Source organism: Rhodophyticola porphyridii, from assembly GCF_003688285.1.
Classification (GTDB): Bacteria; Pseudomonadota; Alphaproteobacteria; order Rhodobacterales; family Rhodobacteraceae; genus Rhodophyticola; species Rhodophyticola porphyridii.
Genome location: NZ_RCNT01000003.1, coordinates 273,885 through 290,518, shown reverse-complemented (window position 1 = coordinate 290,518; position 16,634 = coordinate 273,885). Strand labels below are relative to the sequence as shown.

16 protein-coding genes are annotated in these 16,634 nt (G+C 64.5%); 7 read left to right on the top strand and 9 right to left on the bottom strand.

The window, feature by feature from the left end:
- Positions 1 to 23: 23 nt before the first annotated feature.
- Complete coding sequence (locus D9R08_RS08260; RefSeq protein ID WP_121897549.1) at positions 24 to 479, top strand: c-type cytochrome; 456 nt, start codon at positions 24 to 26, stop codon at positions 477 to 479.
- A gap of 64 nt (positions 480 to 543) precedes the next feature.
- On the opposite strand, the gene bchO is transcribed toward D9R08_RS08260, so the two are convergent.
- The 4 genes from bchO to crtA are packed head-to-tail and all read right to left on the bottom strand — an operon-like array spanning position 544 to position 4,867.
- Positions 544 to 1,458: an alpha/beta fold hydrolase BchO gene (bchO, locus tag D9R08_RS08255; RefSeq protein ID WP_121897548.1), complete on the bottom strand. Its 915-nt coding sequence runs from the start codon at positions 1,456 to 1,458 to the stop codon at positions 544 to 546.
- Positions 1,455 to 3,155, bottom strand: coding sequence for a magnesium chelatase subunit D (locus tag D9R08_RS08250; protein WP_121897547.1), 1,701 nt, complete (start codon positions 3,153 to 3,155; stop codon positions 1,455 to 1,457). Before D9R08_RS08250 ends, bchO begins: the two co-directional genes overlap by 4 nt.
- Entirely contained in the window at positions 3,152 to 4,156 is a 1,005-nt protein-coding gene (bchI, locus tag D9R08_RS08245; RefSeq protein ID WP_121897546.1) for a magnesium chelatase ATPase subunit I, read from the bottom strand. The genes D9R08_RS08250 and bchI overlap by 4 nt, the downstream gene beginning before the upstream one ends.
- Positions 4,157 to 4,162: 6 nt before the next feature.
- A complete protein-coding gene (gene crtA, locus D9R08_RS08240; RefSeq protein ID WP_121897545.1) occupies positions 4,163 to 4,867 on the bottom strand; it encodes a spheroidene monooxygenase in 705 nt (234 codons plus the stop codon).
- Positions 4,868 to 5,006: 139 nt separating this feature from the next.
- Between crtA and D9R08_RS08235 the strand changes: the two genes are divergently transcribed.
- Genes D9R08_RS08235 through tspO form a run of 3 tightly spaced genes read left to right on the top strand, consistent with a single transcriptional unit; the run spans position 5,007 to position 8,076 of the window.
- Positions 5,007 to 6,560, top strand: coding sequence for a phytoene desaturase (locus tag D9R08_RS08235; RefSeq protein WP_121897693.1), 1,554 nt, complete (start codon positions 5,007 to 5,009; stop codon positions 6,558 to 6,560).
- Positions 6,557 to 7,573 carry a 15-cis-phytoene synthase gene (gene crtB / locus D9R08_RS08230; RefSeq protein WP_121897544.1) on the top strand — a complete coding sequence of 339 codons (1,017 nt, stop codon included), beginning with the start codon at positions 6,557 to 6,559 and terminating at the stop codon, positions 7,571 to 7,573. Before D9R08_RS08235 ends, crtB begins: the two co-directional genes overlap by 4 nt.
- A 26-nt stretch (positions 7,574 to 7,599) precedes the next feature.
- Complete coding sequence (gene tspO / locus D9R08_RS08225) at positions 7,600 to 8,076, top strand: tryptophan-rich sensory protein TspO (RefSeq protein ID WP_121897543.1); 477 nt, start codon at positions 7,600 to 7,602, stop codon at positions 8,074 to 8,076.
- Between the two features lie 78 nt (positions 8,077 to 8,154).
- On the opposite strand, the gene infB is transcribed toward tspO, so the two are convergent.
- The 5 genes from infB to D9R08_RS08200 form a co-directional block, all read right to left on the bottom strand.
- Positions 8,155 to 10,632 carry a translation initiation factor IF-2 gene (infB, locus tag D9R08_RS08220; RefSeq protein WP_121897542.1) on the bottom strand — a complete coding sequence of 826 codons (2,478 nt, stop codon included), beginning with the start codon at positions 10,630 to 10,632 and terminating at the stop codon, positions 8,155 to 8,157.
- The gene (locus D9R08_RS08215; RefSeq protein WP_121897541.1) at positions 10,629 to 11,258 is read right to left on the bottom strand and encodes an RNA-binding protein; all 630 of its coding nucleotides are present in this window, start codon (positions 11,256 to 11,258) and stop codon (positions 10,629 to 10,631) included. Before D9R08_RS08215 ends, infB begins: the two co-directional genes overlap by 4 nt.
- A 24-nt stretch (positions 11,259 to 11,282) precedes the next feature.
- Positions 11,283 to 12,911: a transcription termination factor NusA gene (gene nusA, locus D9R08_RS08210; RefSeq protein ID WP_121897540.1), complete on the bottom strand. Its 1,629-nt coding sequence runs from the start codon at positions 12,909 to 12,911 to the stop codon at positions 11,283 to 11,285.
- Between the two features lie 4 nt (positions 12,912 to 12,915).
- Complete coding sequence (gene rimP, locus D9R08_RS08205; protein ID WP_121897539.1) at positions 12,916 to 13,491, bottom strand: ribosome maturation factor RimP; 576 nt, start codon at positions 13,489 to 13,491, stop codon at positions 12,916 to 12,918.
- A gap of 121 nt (positions 13,492 to 13,612) precedes the next feature.
- Positions 13,613 to 13,894 (bottom strand): I78 family peptidase inhibitor, encoded by a 282-nt coding sequence (locus D9R08_RS08200; protein ID WP_121897538.1) that lies wholly within the window; start codon positions 13,892 to 13,894, stop codon positions 13,613 to 13,615.
- Between the two features lie 75 nt (positions 13,895 to 13,969).
- Here D9R08_RS08200 and D9R08_RS08195 point away from each other — a divergent pair, with 75 nt between their 5' ends.
- The 3 genes from D9R08_RS08195 to D9R08_RS08185 are packed head-to-tail and all read left to right on the top strand — an operon-like array spanning position 13,970 to position 16,632.
- Positions 13,970 to 15,082 (top strand): S-(hydroxymethyl)glutathione dehydrogenase/class III alcohol dehydrogenase, encoded by a 1,113-nt coding sequence (locus D9R08_RS08195; protein ID WP_121897537.1) that lies wholly within the window; start codon positions 13,970 to 13,972, stop codon positions 15,080 to 15,082.
- Positions 15,079 to 16,119 carry a serine hydrolase domain-containing protein gene (locus tag D9R08_RS08190; RefSeq protein WP_121897536.1) on the top strand — a complete coding sequence of 347 codons (1,041 nt, stop codon included), beginning with the start codon at positions 15,079 to 15,081 and terminating at the stop codon, positions 16,117 to 16,119. Before D9R08_RS08195 ends, D9R08_RS08190 begins: the two co-directional genes overlap by 4 nt.
- Positions 16,120 to 16,122: 3 nt before the next feature.
- Positions 16,123 to 16,632 (top strand): GNAT family N-acetyltransferase, encoded by a 510-nt coding sequence (locus tag D9R08_RS08185; protein ID WP_121897535.1) that lies wholly within the window; start codon positions 16,123 to 16,125, stop codon positions 16,630 to 16,632.
- Positions 16,633 to 16,634: the final 2 nt, after the last annotated feature.

Below are 16,634 nucleotides of genomic sequence, written 5' to 3'. Positions count from 1 at the left end.
TGAATATGGAAGGGAGTATACCTATGAACCGCACGATGATTCTCGCCGCGGCGGCAACACTTCTCACGGCACCCATGGCCTTCGCCGACAGCCACGCTGCCGCGCCAAGCGGCGATGCAGAGGCAGGCGAAGCGGCGTTTCGTCAGTGCATCGCGTGCCACGTGGTCGTCGACGCGGAGGGCGAAACCCTTGCCGGGCGCAACGCCCGCACCGGCCCGAACCTGTACCGGATCTCCGGGCGGACTGCAGGCACGGTTGAGGATTTCCGGTATTCCGGCTCCATGGTCGAAGCCGGTGAGGCCGGTCTGGTCTGGGACGAGGAAACCTTCGTGGCCTATGTTCAGGATCCCACCGGCTTCCTGCGCGAGTATCTGGACGACAGCGGCGCACGCGGCTCGATGAGCTTCCGCGTCCGGTCCGAGGAAGATGCCGCGGATCTCTACGCCTATCTGGCGTCGCTGGCCCCGGCCGAGGAATAAATCCCTCCCGCCAACGGCGGAGGGCGAAACATGGTTCAAAAGGCGGCCCGCGGGGCCGCCTTTTTCAGTCGCGGGTCAGGGCGGCGGCAAAACCCGCGATTTCCTCTAGAACGCGCTCCGGCGCTTCTTCATGCGCGATATGGCCCACCCCATCCAGCCGCAGCAGCCGTGCATCCGGCATCGCACTCGCCGCCCGCTCCGCCACGGCCAGCGGAACCGCGCTGTCTTCGGTCCCGTGCAGGAACAGCGCCGGCACCTCGATCTCCGGCAGCGCACGCGTCAGTTCCTCCAGCGACCATGCCGCCATCATCGCCAGCGTGCCTTCGACATGTTTCCGGTCGGAAATCAGCCGCTGGTAGAGCCGCAGCCCCTCCTCGCTCAGCTCCGTCCCGGACGAGCCGACCAGATTGCGAACGCTGGTCATCGATGCGCCGCCCCGCGCCAGCAGCAGGCCCGCAAACGGGTTCAGCACCAGCGCCTTGGCCATGATCGGAAAGAGCCAGCCCGCCGCGCCCTTGAAGTTTTCCAGGGCACCGTTGATGACCACGACCCCCTGCGGCGGCGCCGCCATCGTGCGCGCCAGTTGCAGCGCCACGGCGGAGCCGGCGGAATGCCCGACGATAAGGCGCGGCTCCGCGCCCAGATGCGCCAGCAAAGCGGTGACGTCCAGCGCCACCGCCGGCAGGCCCGAGCGCCCCCGCGCGCCGGTTCGGGTAAACCCATGCCCGGGCAGGTCCAGCGCAATCACCCGGTGGCGCTTGGCCAGTTCGGGCATCACCTCGCGCCATGAATGGCTGGATGCGCCCGCCCCGTGCAGCAAAAGAAGATCGGGGCCATCCCCCATGATCTGCACATGCCACCGATGCGGGGCGGCGGCGACAATCCGGCTGTGGCCGACCAGCGGCCAGTCGTCCGGTACCACCCCTTTGGCGGGATGCGGGGGCGCCGCGCGCGCAGGATCGTCTGCGGCCGCGCTCATCCCGCAGGCTCCAGCGCCCCGTCGACCGCGCGCGACAGCATGCGCGCATCGGCGCGCGGCAGAGCCAGATAGGGCGTTCCCATTTCCCGCGCCAGATCGTTCAATCCGGGCGCGGGCCGGTTGCCCATGTCGATGACGATACCGGGAACCCCGCGCGCCCTCAGCGCCCGCGCCATCAGGGCCGCGTCCTCCGCCGCCCGTGTCCGGCTTGCCGTGCCGTCAAGCGCTACATTCGCGCGCCCGTCGGTCAACAGCGCGACAGAGGGCGTCATGCCCTTGCTTCGCGCGAGCAAACACATCTCCAGAGCGCCCTTCAGACCCGCGGCCAGCGGCGTGCCGCCGCCACCGGGCAGGCTTCCCAACCGTCGCTTGGTCTGCACCAACGACCTGGTGGGCGGCAAAAGCACCTCCGCCCCATCGCCGCGAAACGCAATCAGCGCCACGTGGTCGCGGCGCGCATAGGCCTCAGACAACAACAGTTCCACCGCGCCCTTCGCTTCGGCCAGACGCGACAGCGCCGCCGAACCCGACGCATCGACCACGAAGATAATCGCCCTGTCGGAGCGCTCTTCGAATTGCCGAAGCCGGATGTCGCTGACGCGGATATGAAGTCGGTCGGCATCGCCGCTTGCCTGGCGCCGGATCGGTTGCCATGGCGCCGCGGCCCGCAGGGTCGCGACCAGATCCACCCGGGCCTCGCCGCCCGGATGCCCCGGTCGGGAGGGCATGGGCCGCCCGCGCCGGTTGCCTTTTTTCCGCGCCCCCGTACCGGCGCTGCCCGTGGCGGCGCGCGCGGCCTTTCCGGCCTCCAGCCGGTCCAGAAGATCGGGGGGCAGCATCGCCCGGGCGGCTTCCAGCAGGATCTCCTGCGGTAGGGTTTCGGGCTGCATGTTCTCGTCGCTGTCCTCGGGCGTGTCCGGCGGCTCGGGCGTGTCCGGCTCGGCCGGGTCTTCCTCTTCCACCGCCGGCGCGGGTATCTGCGTGGCCCGCGGCGCCAGCACCAGTTCGACAGCCACGATCAGGTCCGGCTCGTCCACCTCGCTCTCACCCGACAAAGCCGCCGCCGCCCGCGCAACCGCCAGTGCAAACAGCGGTGCCCGAAGCGACCGGACGCCCAGCCGATGCGCAACCTCCGCGATTTCGGCAATCGCGGTATCGGGCAGTGTAACGCGGGGCAGAAGCGCGCGCGCCTCTGCCAGCGCACCGGGATCCATGGCCAGCGGCGGGGCGTCCCCCAATGCAAGATCCGACAGATCCAGATGGATCGCCATCCGGTCCGCAAGCGCGCCGGCCAGCGTCTCATCAGGCTCCGCGCCTTCGTCCAGCGCGACCAGGGACAGCCCGTCCTGCCGGTCCAGCGCTGCGGCGAGCCGCGCGGCAAGCCCGGGCGTCGCCCGTTCCGCCATCGGCAGGATCAATACCGACGGCTGCGAAAGAATGCCTTCGGTCCGGCTCAGCCTTCCGCTGGCCAGCGTCGCTGCCAGATCGACGCCACCGAAAAGCGCATCATCTCCGATATTCGGGTGCAATCGACGGAGATTTCGATCCTGAACCGCAAGATAGAGACCATCCATGAACCGGTCCCGGACCGGGCCGGACCGGGCGCGCAGCCAGATACCGCCCAAACCGGCAGGGTCCAGCGCAAAGCAGGCAAGCGCCAGATTGGCGTTGGTCCAGCGCTGGTCATCGCCGTTCACCCAAGCACCTCCTCCACCTGCCGGGCCACCCGCGTCGTGCTGCCGGCCTCGTCCAGCGGATCGCGCCGCAGGCGATGCCTGAGCGCCGAAGCCGCCACCGATCGCAGATGGTCCCGCGTGACCGATGCGGCGCCGTCGAACGCGGCAAGCGCGCGCGCGGCACGCAACAGCGTCAACTCGCCGCGCAGCCCGTCCGAGCCAAGTGCCACGCATAGCTCGGCGCAATCCCGCAACATGTTTTCCGATGCCTCGACACCTGCGAGCGCCTCCCGTGCGGTCACGATCTTGCCGCGCAGGGCCATGTCATCCGCGTGCCATGCTCCGCCGAAGCGGTCCCGGTCCCGGTCGAACGCATCCCGGCGCTTGACCACCTCGATCCGCACATCGATATCCGTGGGCGAGGTCACTTCCACGGACAGGCCAAACCGGTCCAGAAGCTGGGGCCGCAATTCACCTTCCTCGGGGTTGCCCGACCCGACCAGTACAAAGCGCGCGGCATGGCGGATCGAAAGCCCCTCGCGCTCCACCACGTTTTCCCCCGATTGGGCCACATCCAGCAGCAGATCGACCAGATGATCCTCAAGCAGGTTCACCTCGTCGATATAGAGATAACCGCGATTGGCCCGCGCCAGCAGGCCCGGCTCGAACGCCTTTTCACCCTGGGTCAGGGCCCTTTCGATATCAAGCGCCCCTACCACCCGATCTTCGGTCGCACCGAGAGGCAGGTCGATCACCGGAGTCGGTTTCTCGATCAGGCCGCTGTCCTTGAGGTTGGCCCAGTCCGGCACATCTTCCGCGCGGGCCGAGTTCACCGGGCATCCGGCCACCGCCATAATCGGAGGCAACAGGGCCGCCAGCCCGCGCACGGCGGTCGATTTCCCGGTGCCGCGATCCCCGAACACCAGAACGCCGCCGATGCCGGGGTCGATCGCGGTCAGGATCATGGCTTGTTTCATTTCCTCCTGGCCGACAATGGCCGAAAACGGAAAAGCGTTGGTCATGTAAAGTCAGGCCTTTTTGGTCGTCTGAAGGGGCACGCGCCCGTCCCATGTTCCGGTCACGTCGTCGACACTGAAACGAGCATACAATTCCTCGGAAAACCAGCGCTCCTCTCGCACGGCCCTGATCGCCCGCGCATGGGGGCCGTCCGCGCGGGCAAAAGCGGCCATGGTCGCGGCGTCGGGCCAGATCGAAAAGGTCACCTGATGCAGCAGAGGCACCTCACCCACACCGATCTTGAACATAACATTCGGATCCTCGCCGATCACCTGGCTGATATCGGGTACCCGCCGCCAGAATCGCAGCGCGATGGAGGGTTTCAGCGTCGCGCGGGTCAGTGCCGCGATCGGCCCGTCAATTGGCGCATCCGACGTCTCGAATGGCGCCTGCCCAGACCACGCTCCGCGCGCCGACCGGCTGCCGAGATAAAGCGTGCAGCTCTCGCTCGACACGGAGGCATAGCGGCGGAACACCCGCGCTTCGGCCATCACCCGGCGCGCCGTCCCGGCATCGGGCCAGGTTGCCAGAATCGCATAGACGCCCGTGTTCGGGATCGGCGTGAAGCCTTCCCCGGTGCCCGACCCGCAGAGCTTGAAAAACCCGATCTCGGGCAGGGCCTTCAGCGCGAATCGGGCCGTCGCCATTTGCCCGAATGCCCAGAGGCGCGTGGCGAGGCTGTCGAAGCGGTACAGGCTCAGGGTCACGGCTTGCATGGCTGCATCCTCTAATATGTCAGATTTATCTGACAGCTTTCGGCTAAACCTATCAGACGAAAGGAGAGTCGGGCCATCCGTTGAAGGCCAGCCGATGCCGTATTGTAAATCCAACTAGACAGATTATGCTAGTGACATGATGACCGAGGACGCTCCGCACCCCCATTCCGAAACCGCCATCGTCATCGGCGCGGGTCTCGGCGGCCTGTCGGCGGCCATGCGGCTGGGGGCCAAGGGCTATCGCGTCACACTGATCGACCGGCTTGACCGGGCCGGCGGGCGCGGCTCGTCGCTCACCCGGAATGGCCACCGCTTCGATCTGGGACCCACCATCGTCACCGTGCCGCAGGTATTCGAACAGCTCTGGGCGGAATGTGGCCGCGATTTTCACACCGATGTCGATCTCAGGCCGATGGATCCCTATTACGAGATCCGCTGGGATGACGGGTCGCGCTTCGCCGTGCGCCAGAATGAAGAGGCGATGCTGGCCGAGGTGGCGCGCCTTTCCCCACGTGATGTGCCGGGCTACAGGAAGTTCCTGATCGACAGCGAACGCCGCTACCAGTTCGGCTTCGAAGGTCTTGGCCGCAGACCGATGAACAGACTGATGGATCTGATCCGGGAGATCCCCGGCTTCGTGCGATACCGCGCCGACAAATCCGTCTATGCCCATGCCGCCGCGCGGGTGAAGGATCCGCGCCTGCGCATGGCCCTGTCCTTCCATCCGCTGTTCATCGGCGGCGACCCGCTTCATGTGACGTCGATGTATATTCTCGTCAGCTATCTGGAGAAGGAGTTCGGCGTCCATTACGCGATGGGGGGCGTTCAGGCGATGGCCGATGCCATGGTCCGGGTCATCCAGGACCAGGGCGGCACCGTCCGGCTGGGCGAGGAGATCGATGAAATCCTCGTGGAAAACGGCCGCGCCACCGGTATCCGCACGCATGACGGAGAGATCCTGCGGGCGGGGATCGTCGTCTCCAACGCCGATCCCGGCCACACCTATGACCGGCTCCTGCGCAATCACAGGAAGCGCCGCTGGACGCCCGCGCGGCTCAACCGCGCCCGCTGGTCCATGGGCCTGTTCGTCTGGTATTTCGGCACCCGTGGCACCGCCGGGAAATGGTCCGATGTCGGGCACCACACGATCCTGAACAGCCCGCGCTACAAGGGTCTGCTGCACGATATCTTCATGAAACGGCATCTTGCCCAGGACATGTCGATCTATCTCCACCGGCCGTCGGTCACCGATCCGTCCTGCGCGCCGGAGGGGGATGACACCTTCTATGCGCTGTCGCCTGTGCCCAATCTGCATGGCGCCGGATCCGTCGACTGGGCCGAACAGGCCGAATCCTATCGTCAGAACATGGCGCAGGTTCTGGAGGACAAGCTTCTGCCCGGGTTCGCCGACCGTCTCAGCGCAAGCGAGGTGTTCACGCCCGATACGTTCCAGGCCCGCTATCTGAGCCCCCATGGCGCCGGATTCTCGCTTGAACCGCGGATCTTCCAAAGCGCCTGGTTCCGGCCGCACAATATCTCCGAGGAGGTCGACAACCTCTATCTGGTCGGTGCGGGCACCCATCCGGGCGCAGGCATTCCAAGCGTGGTGACCTCCTCCGAAGTCCTGTCCCAGCTTGTTCCTGACGCGCCGCGCTCCATGTCCGCGACCGAAACGAAAGTCGCTGCCGAATGATGAATGCCGCCGATCTGGCGCATTGCCGCGAGGCGATCCGCGAAGGCTCCTATTCCTTCCACGCAGCGTCGAAACTGCTGCCCGCCCATGTCCGCGACCCGGCTCTGGCGCTTTATGCCTTCTGCCGTTTGGCCGATGACGAGGTGGACCTGAACAGCCAGAAACCTGCCGCCGTCCTGCGGCTCCGCGACCGGCTCGATCTTGCCTATGCGGGAATGCCCCGGAACGCTCCGGCCGACCGCGCCTTCGCCGCGCTGATCGAGCAGTTCGAGATGCCCCGCGCGTTGCCCGAGGCGCTTCTGGAAGGTCTCGCATGGGACGGGATGGAGCGGCGCTACGCGACGATCAGCGATCTGCGCGGCTATTCGGCCCGTGTCGCCTCCGCAGTGGGGGCGATGATGTGTGTGCTCATGGGGGTGCGGGACGAACACGCGTTGGCGCGGGCCTGTGATCTGGGCGTCGCGATGCAGTTGACCAATATTGCCCGCGATGTGGGCGAAGATGCGCGCGCCGGACGGCTTTATCTGCCGACCGAAATGATGGAGGCCGAACGCCTCGATCCCGAGGCGTTTCTTGCGAACCCTGTCATGACGCCGCGACTGGCGAAGATCATTCGTCGCCTGCTGGTGGAGGCGGACCGCCTTTATTATCGCTCCGAACCCGGCATCGCGCGCCTCCCGCTTCCGGTCCGCCCGGGGATATACGCCGCGCGCCATATCTACGCCGGTATCGGCAGGTCCCTGAAACGAAAGGGATATGACAGCATCACCATGCGCGCCCACACCACGCGCGGGCAGAAACTGGGCTGGCTCGGCCTGTCCGTTCTGCATGCCGGCGTGTCCTGCGTCATGCCGGGCAGCGCAGTAATCTACGCCAAGCCGCTTCCCGAAGTCGCCTTCCTTGTGGAGGCTGCGGCCCGCCGGGTGCCGGACCGCAGCGCGTGGGGCGAAAGCGTCATTTCCCTCTTTGCGCAGCTCGAAGCGCGGGATCAGTTACAACGCTCATTGGAATAGTCGCGCGGATACTCTATGTCCCTTCCATGGACTGGGGTCTTTTCGCCATATTTCTCGCCGCCTGCTGCGCGGCTGCCGCTACCGGGTCGATGTTTTCGCCCGGCGACTGGTATCGCAATCTGGCCAAGCCAGTCTGGACCCCGCCAAACTGGCTTTTTCCGCTGGCATGGACCACGCTTTACATCTGTGCCGCGGTTGCCGCTGCCCGCGTCGCGGTTCTGGAGGGGAATGCCTATGGCATGGCGTTCTGGGCAATGCAGATTGCCTTCAACACGCTCTGGACTCCGATCTTCTTCGGCCTTCGCCGGATCAAGACCGCCTTCTTCATCATGATCGGTCTCTGGGTCGGTGTCGCCGGCACCATGATCAGCTTCTTCACGCTCGACACTATCGCAGGGCTTCTCTTCGTGCCGTATCTGCTCTGGGTCAGCGTCGCGGGTGCGCTGAACCTCTCGGTCTGGCGCCTGAACCCAGGAGAGGCGAACGCCGCGCCGGCAAATTGATCTACAATTGATATAGCCCAGGACATGAAAAAGGGCGCCACGATGGGCGCCCTTTTCGTCGATCAGAGACCGGGAAACTCAGGCGAGCGACCGTTCAACCTCTTCCCGCTCGAAGATTTCGATCACATCGCCTGCGCGAATGTCATCATAATTCTCGAACGCCATGCCGCATTCCTGACCCGACTGAACTTCCTTCACTTCATCCTTGAAGCGTTTCAGGGTTTTCAGCGTGCCCTCATGGATCACGACATTGTCGCGCAGCAGGCGCACCCCGGCGGAGCGGCGGGCCACACCTTCGGTCACGAGACAGCCCGCAACATTGCCCACACCGGTGACGCGGAAGACCTCCTTGATCTCCGCATAGCCGATGAAGTTCTCGCGAACTTCCGCGGACAGAAGGCCGGATGCGGCTGCTTTCACATCGTCCACAAGGTCGTAAATCACTGAATAATAGCGGATTTCGACGCCCTTCTGGTTGGCGGTGTTCCGTGCGGGCGCATTGGCGCGCACGTTGAACCCGATGACCGGCGCGCCCGAGGCTTCGGCCAGGCCAACATCGGATTCGGTGATCGCGCCCACGCCGGAATGCAGCACGCGCACGCGCACCTCGTCATTGCCGATCTTCTCCATGGCCTGAATGATCGCTTCGGCAGAGCCCTGCACATCGGCTTTCACCAGGATCGGCAGCTCCGACACGTTCTCGTCTTCCTTGGCTTTCGCCAGAAGCTGATCCAGCGTCGTCGCGGCGCCGGCCGCGGCACGTTTTTCCTTGGCCGCATTCTCGCGGTACTCCGCGATCTCGCGGGCCTGCGCCTCGGTATCCACCACGTTCAGAACGTCGCCCGCTTCGGGCGTTCCGTTCAGACCCAGGACCTCGACAGGCACCGACGGCCCGGCCTCGGATACGCGATCACCCTTGTCATTGATCAGCGCGCGGACCTTGCCCCACTGCTCACCGACAACAAAGATATCCCCTTGTTTCAGCGTACCATTCTGAACCAGAACGGTGGCAACAGGGCCCCGGCCCACGTCAAGCTGCGCCTCGATCACAGCCCCGGATGCGGCCCGGTCGGGGTTCGCCTTCAGTTCCAGGATCTCTGATTGCAGCGCGATGGCCTCCAACAGATCATCGAGCCCCTGACCCGAGATCGCGGACACCTCGACATCCTGCACATCGCCAGACATCTTCTCGACGACCACCTCATGCTGAAGCAGATCGGTCCGAACCTTGTCGGGGTTGGCATCGGACTTGTCGATCTTGTTGATCGCCACGATCATCGGCACATTGGCCGCCTTGGCGTGGTTGATGGCCTCCACGGTCTGCGGCATCACTGCGTCATCCGCGGCCACAACAAGCACAACGATATCCGTTACCTGAGCGCCTCGGGCCCGCATGGACGTAAACGCGGCGTGGCCGGGTGTATCCAGGAAGCTCAGAAGCGCACCGCTGTCGGTCTTCACCTGATAGGCGCCGATATGCTGGGTGATGCCACCGGCCTCTCCCGCCACGACCTTGGCGTTCCGGATCGCATCCAGAAGCGAGGTCTTGCCGTGGTCCACATGGCCCATGATGGTGATCACCGGCGGGCGTGGCTGAAGGTCCTCTTCCTTGTCCTCGACCTGGTCGATCACATCTTCCACGTCGGAATCGGAAACCCGCACCACCTTGTGGCCGAATTCCTCCACGATCAGTTCGGCGGTATCGGCATCGATCGGCTGGTTCTGGGTGACCATCAATCCGTTCTGCATCAACGCCTTGACGACATCGGCAACCCGCTCCGCCATGCGGTTGGCAAGCTCGGAAACGATGATCGTTTCCGGCACCTGTACGTCACGTGTGACCTTTTCCCGCTCGACATTCCCGCCCATCGCCTTCTGGCGCTGGCGTTCCTGCTTGCGTTTCATCGCGGCCATGCTGCGCTGGCGGCCGCCTTCTCCCCCGGTCAGGGCCTGGTTGAGCGTCAGCTTGCCGGAGCGGCGGCCACCGTCACGGTCGCCCTTGCCTGCGCCGCGGTCGCGCTTGTCGTCGCGTTCATTGTCCCGACGCGCCGGAGCGGAGGAGGGTTTTCCGCCGCCGCGCGGCCCGGTCGGTTCGACAGGTTGGGCAGGGGCTTCGGCGACAGCCTCGGGCGCGTTGCGGCGCGCGTCTTCATCCGCCTTCCGGCGGGCATCTTCTTCGGCCTTGGCTTTCAGCGCTTCTTCGCGCTCGCGCTCTTCGCGTTCCTTGGCCTCGATCTCGGCACGCTTGCGCGCACGCTCTTCTTCGCGGTCTTTTTCTTCCTGTGCGCGGCGCTGCGCATCCTCGACCTCGCGGGCCTTGGCGGCCTGCAGGGCCTTCAGACGGCGCTCCATCTCGCTGTCCGACACACCACTGGGGCGCGTATTCCCTTCGGCCTGTGCGGCTGCGGCCGTGCCCGGCTTGGGAACCATCACGCGCTTGCGCTTGGTTTCGACCACGACACTTTTGGTGCGTCCGCGTGAAAAACTCTGGTTCACACGTCCGCTGCGGGCGCCGCCCGACAAGCCAAGGGGTTTCTTTCCGTCTTGATCGCTCATGCGTTCTTCGTATCCTTCCCGGCGGCGGTTCCGCCGTTTGCCTTACGCAGGCCTTGCAGCTTTGCCGCTTCCTCTACAACACGCGCAGTGAGTCCACCAGCGGCAAGCGCGCCATGTATCACACTTTGGCGTCCGAATGCCAAACCCAATTCAGTTGCCGTCAAACAGCCGAAAAACCGGCCCCCTTCAGGCGTCCAGAGCTTTGATTTGCCGCGTTCCGACCCGTCGGAGGCCTGCAGCAGCACCTTGGCCCGCCCTTCGGCCAGCCAGCCCTTCACTTTTTCAAACCCGGCGACCGCATAACCGCCCTTGCGGCTGAGCGCGATCAGATCGGTGAGGCGCCGGGTCAGAACGGTCTCGGTCTGGTCGAGCAGGTCCGCGGGCACCGTCACCTGCATCTTCGCACCGCGCGAAAACAGGTTCTTTTTCACCGCAAGATCCAAGGCGCCCCGATCGGCGCTGACCCAGATGCCCCGTCCGGGCAGGCGTTCCAGAACATCCGGCACCACCTGCCCCTCGGGGCCGACCACAAATCGGATCAGACCACCCTTCGGCTGCGTCTCTCCGGTGGCGATGCAGCGCCGTTCGGCCTCATCGCGGATCTTGGTTCGGCCGCCGCGGGTCATTCCGCGTCTCTCCGGGGCCTGCGATCAGGCCCCGGCCTCCTCGGCTTCGGCGATGCTCTCGGCCACGGCTTCCGCATCGGCGGCGGCCTTGGCCTCAAGCTCTTCGATGGTCACCCAGCCCAGTTGCAGGCGCGCCGTCATCACCATATTCTGCGCCTCCTCAAGGCTGACATCGAAGCTTTCCAGAACGCCGTCATCCTTCACGCGTTCGCCGTTGACGGTTGTCCATCCGCCCGCAAGCTCCCAATCGGCGCAGGTAGCGAAATCATCCAGCGTCTTCACGCCGTCCTCGCCAAGGGCCACAAGCATCTGGGGTGTCAGCCCCTCGAAATCAATGAGGCTCTGTTCGACACCAAGTTCCTTGGCCTTCTCCAGCGCCAGCTTGTTCTGTTCGTCGAGGTAATCCCGGGCGCGGGCCTGAAGCTCCTGCGCCGTGGCTTCGTCGACACCGTCGATGACCAAAAGCTCGTCCTGTTCCACATAGGCGACCTCTTCCAGCGAGGTGAAGCCTTCGGACACCAGAAGCTGGGCAAAGAACTCGTCCAGATCAAGAGTGTCCATGAAGATTTTCGTGCGCTCGGCAAACTCGGCCTGGCGACGCGCGCTTTCCTCTTCCTCGGTCAGGATGTCGATATCCAGCCCGGTCAACTGGCTGGCCAGCCGGACGTTCTGCCCGCGCCGTCCGATCGCAAGGCTCAACTGTTCGTCGGGCACCACGACCTCGATCCGCTCGGCTTCCTCATCGAGCACCACCTTGGTCACCTCCGCCGGCTGCAGGGCGTTCACAAGGAAGGTCGGCGCGTCTTCGTTCCACGGGATGATGTCGATCTTCTCACCCTGCAACTCGTTGACGACGGCCTGAACGCGGCTGCCGCGCATCCCGACACAGGCGCCGACCGGGTCGATCGAGCTGTCGTAGGAGATCACTGCGATCTTGGCGCGGGATCCCGGGTCGCGGGCAACGGCCTTGATTTCGATGATGCCATCGTAGATCTCGGGCACTTCCATCTTGAAAAGCTCTGCCATGAATTCCGGCGCGGTACGGCTAAGGAAAATCTGCGGACCCCGCGTTTCCCGACGCACGTCCTTGATGTAGCACCGGATCCGGTCGTTCGGGCGATAGCTTTCGCGACCGATCTTCTCGTTCCGGCGCAGCACGCCCTCTCCACGCCCGATATCGACGATGACATTGCCGTATTCCTCGCGCTTGACGACACCGTTGATGATGGTGCCCGCACGGTCCTGGAATTCCTCGAACTGGCGGTCCCGTTCGGCCTCGCGGACCTTCTGCAGGATCACCTGCTTGGCCGATTGCGCGGCGATCCGGCCCATTTCAACGGGGGGAACTTCGTCGATGAGCTCGTCCCCGACGGCGGCGTCCTCCTTGAACGGCTTCGCCTCTTCCACCGTGAGTTCGGTGAAGTGATTCTCGACCTCGTCCACAACGGTCCGGACGCGGGTGAAAGTGGCCTTGCCGGTCTTGCGGTCGATCGACACGCGGATATCCAGCTCGGAGCCATAGCGCGACTTGGCCGCCCGGGCGAGGCTTTCTTCCATCGCCTCGACCACCAGTTCCGGGTCGATCATCTTTTCACGCGCCACGGCCTCGGCGGTCTGCAGAAGCTCCAGCTGGTTTGCTGATGTAATTGCCATGGGTCTAGTCCTCCGCCTCACCGGCTTCTTCGGTTTCTATCTCGTCAAATTCGGTTTCATCGATGATGCCCGCCGCCTTGCGCTGGCGAAGCATCTCCGTGATCAGCTCGTCGGTCAGCACCAGCTTCGCGTCGCTCAGCCAGTCGAAATGCAATCCGATCGTGCCCTCATCCACATTGATCAGGACTTCATCGCCCTCGACACCGGCGAGCACACCCTTGAACCGGCGGCGTCCGTCGATCATCTGGGTCGTCTCAAGCTTGACCTCATAGCCTTCGAAGGTCTCGAAATCCTTCAGCCGGGTCAGGGGCCGGTCGATGCCCGGACTTGAAACCTCCAGCGTGTAGGCATCCTCCAGCGGATCCTCCACATCAAGCGTCGCGCTGACGGCGGTGGAGATCTGCGCGCATTCGTCCACCTCGATGCCGCCTTCGGGGCGCTCGGCCATGATCTGCAGCGTGTTGGTCTTGCCGCCCATCAGCCGGATGCGCACCACTTCGAACCCCATGTCTTCGATGACTGGGGTCAGGATCTCCGCCATCCGGCGGTCGATGGATGTTTTGGCAACAAGGTCAGACATTCTATCCAGGCACAAAAAAACGGGCACGCGGCCCGTTACACTTCTCCGGTGGAGCGTCGGGGGTGGAGGCCGACACACCGCTGTTAAACCGGATATAGGGGGAATCACCGGGCGGCGCAAGTCATCCGCATTCCACCCGCGTAATAATGCCGTCTTCATCATGTATGACGTTCAGACGTTCGGGGCTGTAATCCATCGTCACGGCGTCATCCGGCCCATAAACGCGCATTGGCGCGGGGAATGTCATCGCAGCCAGCACATCTCGATGCTCGCCGATCAGACCCTGCCAGCCCGAGGCGCCGCAGGCATCCGTCGCTCCCAGAGACTGTGGGTCGTCGCCCACGCCTTCCTCCTGGCAGGCGGCGAGCGCCATGAACGGGACAATCACAAGTGCGAAACGCATCCGCTTATCTCCATTGCATAGACCCTGAGATTGGTCGAGGCTGCCGGAAACGCAAGACCCGGAGGGAGAATTATCATGCGCACCCGTGCCGCAGTCGCGCTGGAAGCCGGCAAACCGCTCGAAGTGATGGAAGTGAACCTGGACGGCCCGAAAGAGGGCGAGGTTCTGGTGGAGATCAAGGCTACCGGCATCTGTCATACGGATGAATTCACACTGAGCGGCGCAGATCCGGAAGGGCTTTTCCCTGCGATCCTTGGCCACGAAGGGGCCGGCGTGGTGCTGGAGGTCGGGCCCGGTGTCACCAGCCTGAAACCGGGGGATCATGTCATCCCGCTCTACACGCCCGAATGCCGGGAATGCGAGTACTGCCTGCACCCCAAGACCAATCTTTGCCAGTCGATCCGCACCACCCAGGGAAAGGGGGTGATGCCGGATGGCACCTCGCGATTCTCCATGCTCGACGGGACGCCGATCCTGCATTACATGGGCTGCTCGACCTTCTCCAACCACACCGTCCTGCCCGAGATCGCGCTCGCCAAGGTCAACCCGGCCGCGCCGTTCGACAAGATCTGCTATATCGGCTGCGGCGTGACCACCGGCATCGGGGCTGTCATCAACACCGCGAAGGTCGAGATCGGCAGCCGGGCCATCGTGTTCGGCCTGGGCGGTATCGGGCTGAACGTGATCCAGGGCTTGCGGATGGCGGGCGCCGATCAGATCGTGGGTGTCGATATCAATTCCGACAAGATCCCCATGGCCAAGCATTTCGGCATGACCGATTTCGTGAACCCGTCCGAGGTTTCCGGCGATCTGGTGGCCCATCTGGTCGACTTGACCGGCGGCGGTGCCGATTACACCTTCGATGCAACCGGGAATGTGCAGGTGATGCGCGCGGCGCTGGAATCCGCGCATAAGGGCTGGGGCGAATCCATCATCATCGGTGTCGCGCCCGCAGGGGCCGAGATTTCCACCCGGCCATTTCAGCTCGTCACCGGGCGCAGCTGGCGCGGCACGGCCTTCGGCGGCGCGCGGGGGCGGACGGATGTGCCGAAAATCGTCGACTGGTATATGGAGGGCAAGATCGAGATCGATCCGATGATCACGCATATCCTCAGCCTCGACGACATCAACAAAGGCTTCGACCTGATGCATGCCGGCGAAAGCATCAGGTCCGTCGTGGTGTATTGAGACCGATCCTTGCCGACCTGATCGCCGATTTCGGGCAACGGTTCGCGTTTGCCGGTGTCGGTCTTCGTCAGGGCAACCGCCCGCCGGAGATATTCACGGCCAGTGCGCCCGGACTGGGCCCCTGGGACGAACACGCTTTTCTTCGGGTCGCGTCGATTTCCAAGATCGTGACGGCGCAGGTTCTGCTGAGCTGTCTCGGGCCGCGGTTCGATGCGGATATCAGCGCGTATCTCGGCTGGCGCCTGCGCCACCCCGAGCATCCCGACCTGCCGGTCACCGTCGGGCAGGTTCTGTCTCATAGCGGGGGCCTGAGCGATGCGGGCGGTTATCTGATCCCGCCCGATATGCCGTTGGCGGAGTGGATGGAGGGCCACGCGGCTTGGGGCGCGGCCCCCGGGAGCGCGTTCGCCTATTCGAACCTTGGCTATATCCTGCTGGCCGAGGCGGCGGTCGGCGCGGATTTCGGCGATGCGGCCAGGGCGTGGATGCAGTCGGCGGGGATCGAGGGTGGCTTCAATTGGTCGGGCATCGGGGCGCGCCGGAATGCGATGCCGTGCTATCGGCGAACCGAAAGCGGTCTTGAGCCACGGATCGATGCCGTGATCGCGCCGCACGGGGTCAGCGCGCCAACCGGGCTGGAAGTGCCGCGCAGCACGATCCGCCACGCAGGCGCCTTCGGCCCGCAAGGCGGATTGCGCACGTCACTTTGCCAGTGTCTGCGGCTTGCAGACCTGATCCCGGGGTTTGACCAGATCCGCCTTTGGCGCCGCACCGACGGCCCGACCGAAGGATCGCCCGACGTGTTTCAGGATTACGGTGCGGGTCTCCAGTTTCTTGACCATCCGCCGGGGTATCCGCGCCCGCTTGTTGGCCATTTCGCTTCGGCCTATGGCTTTGTAGGTGGCGTCTGGCATGATGCGGCGGTGAATCTGTCCTTCACCTACATGCTGAACGGGATGCCCGAGGAGGACGGGGAGGAGGATGATTTTCATGCCGAAGAACGCGCGCTTTTCGCTGTGCTGGCTGACCTGGTGTAGGTCATGACCCATGCCGCCCCCCACGGCCTGACCATCCGATCGTGGGGCCCGGATGACGCCGACAGGCTCTGGTCGATCCTCGAACCCACATTCCGCGCCGGAGACACCTATACGGTCGACCCCGAAATCTCCCGGTCAGAGGCTATCTCCTACTGGACCGCACCCGAGAAAACGGTGTTCCTTGCGGAGGATCGGACGGACCTGCTTGGCACGTATTTCATCCGTCCCAATCAGGGCGGCGGTGGCGCGCATGTCTGTAACTGCGGCTACATCACCGCGCCCGAGGCACGCGGCAAGGGCGTGGCCCGGGCGATGCTGGCCCATTCCCTGGAAGAGGCAAGGCGTCTTGGCTACCGCGCGATGCAGTACAACTTCGTGATCGCCACGAACACCCGGGCCATCGCGATCTGGGAACGTGCCGGGTTTCGAACCGTCGGTCGCCTGCCCGACGCGTTTCGGCATCCGCGGGAAGGGTATGTGGACGCGCTGGTGATGTTCCGGTCGTTGGTTTAGGG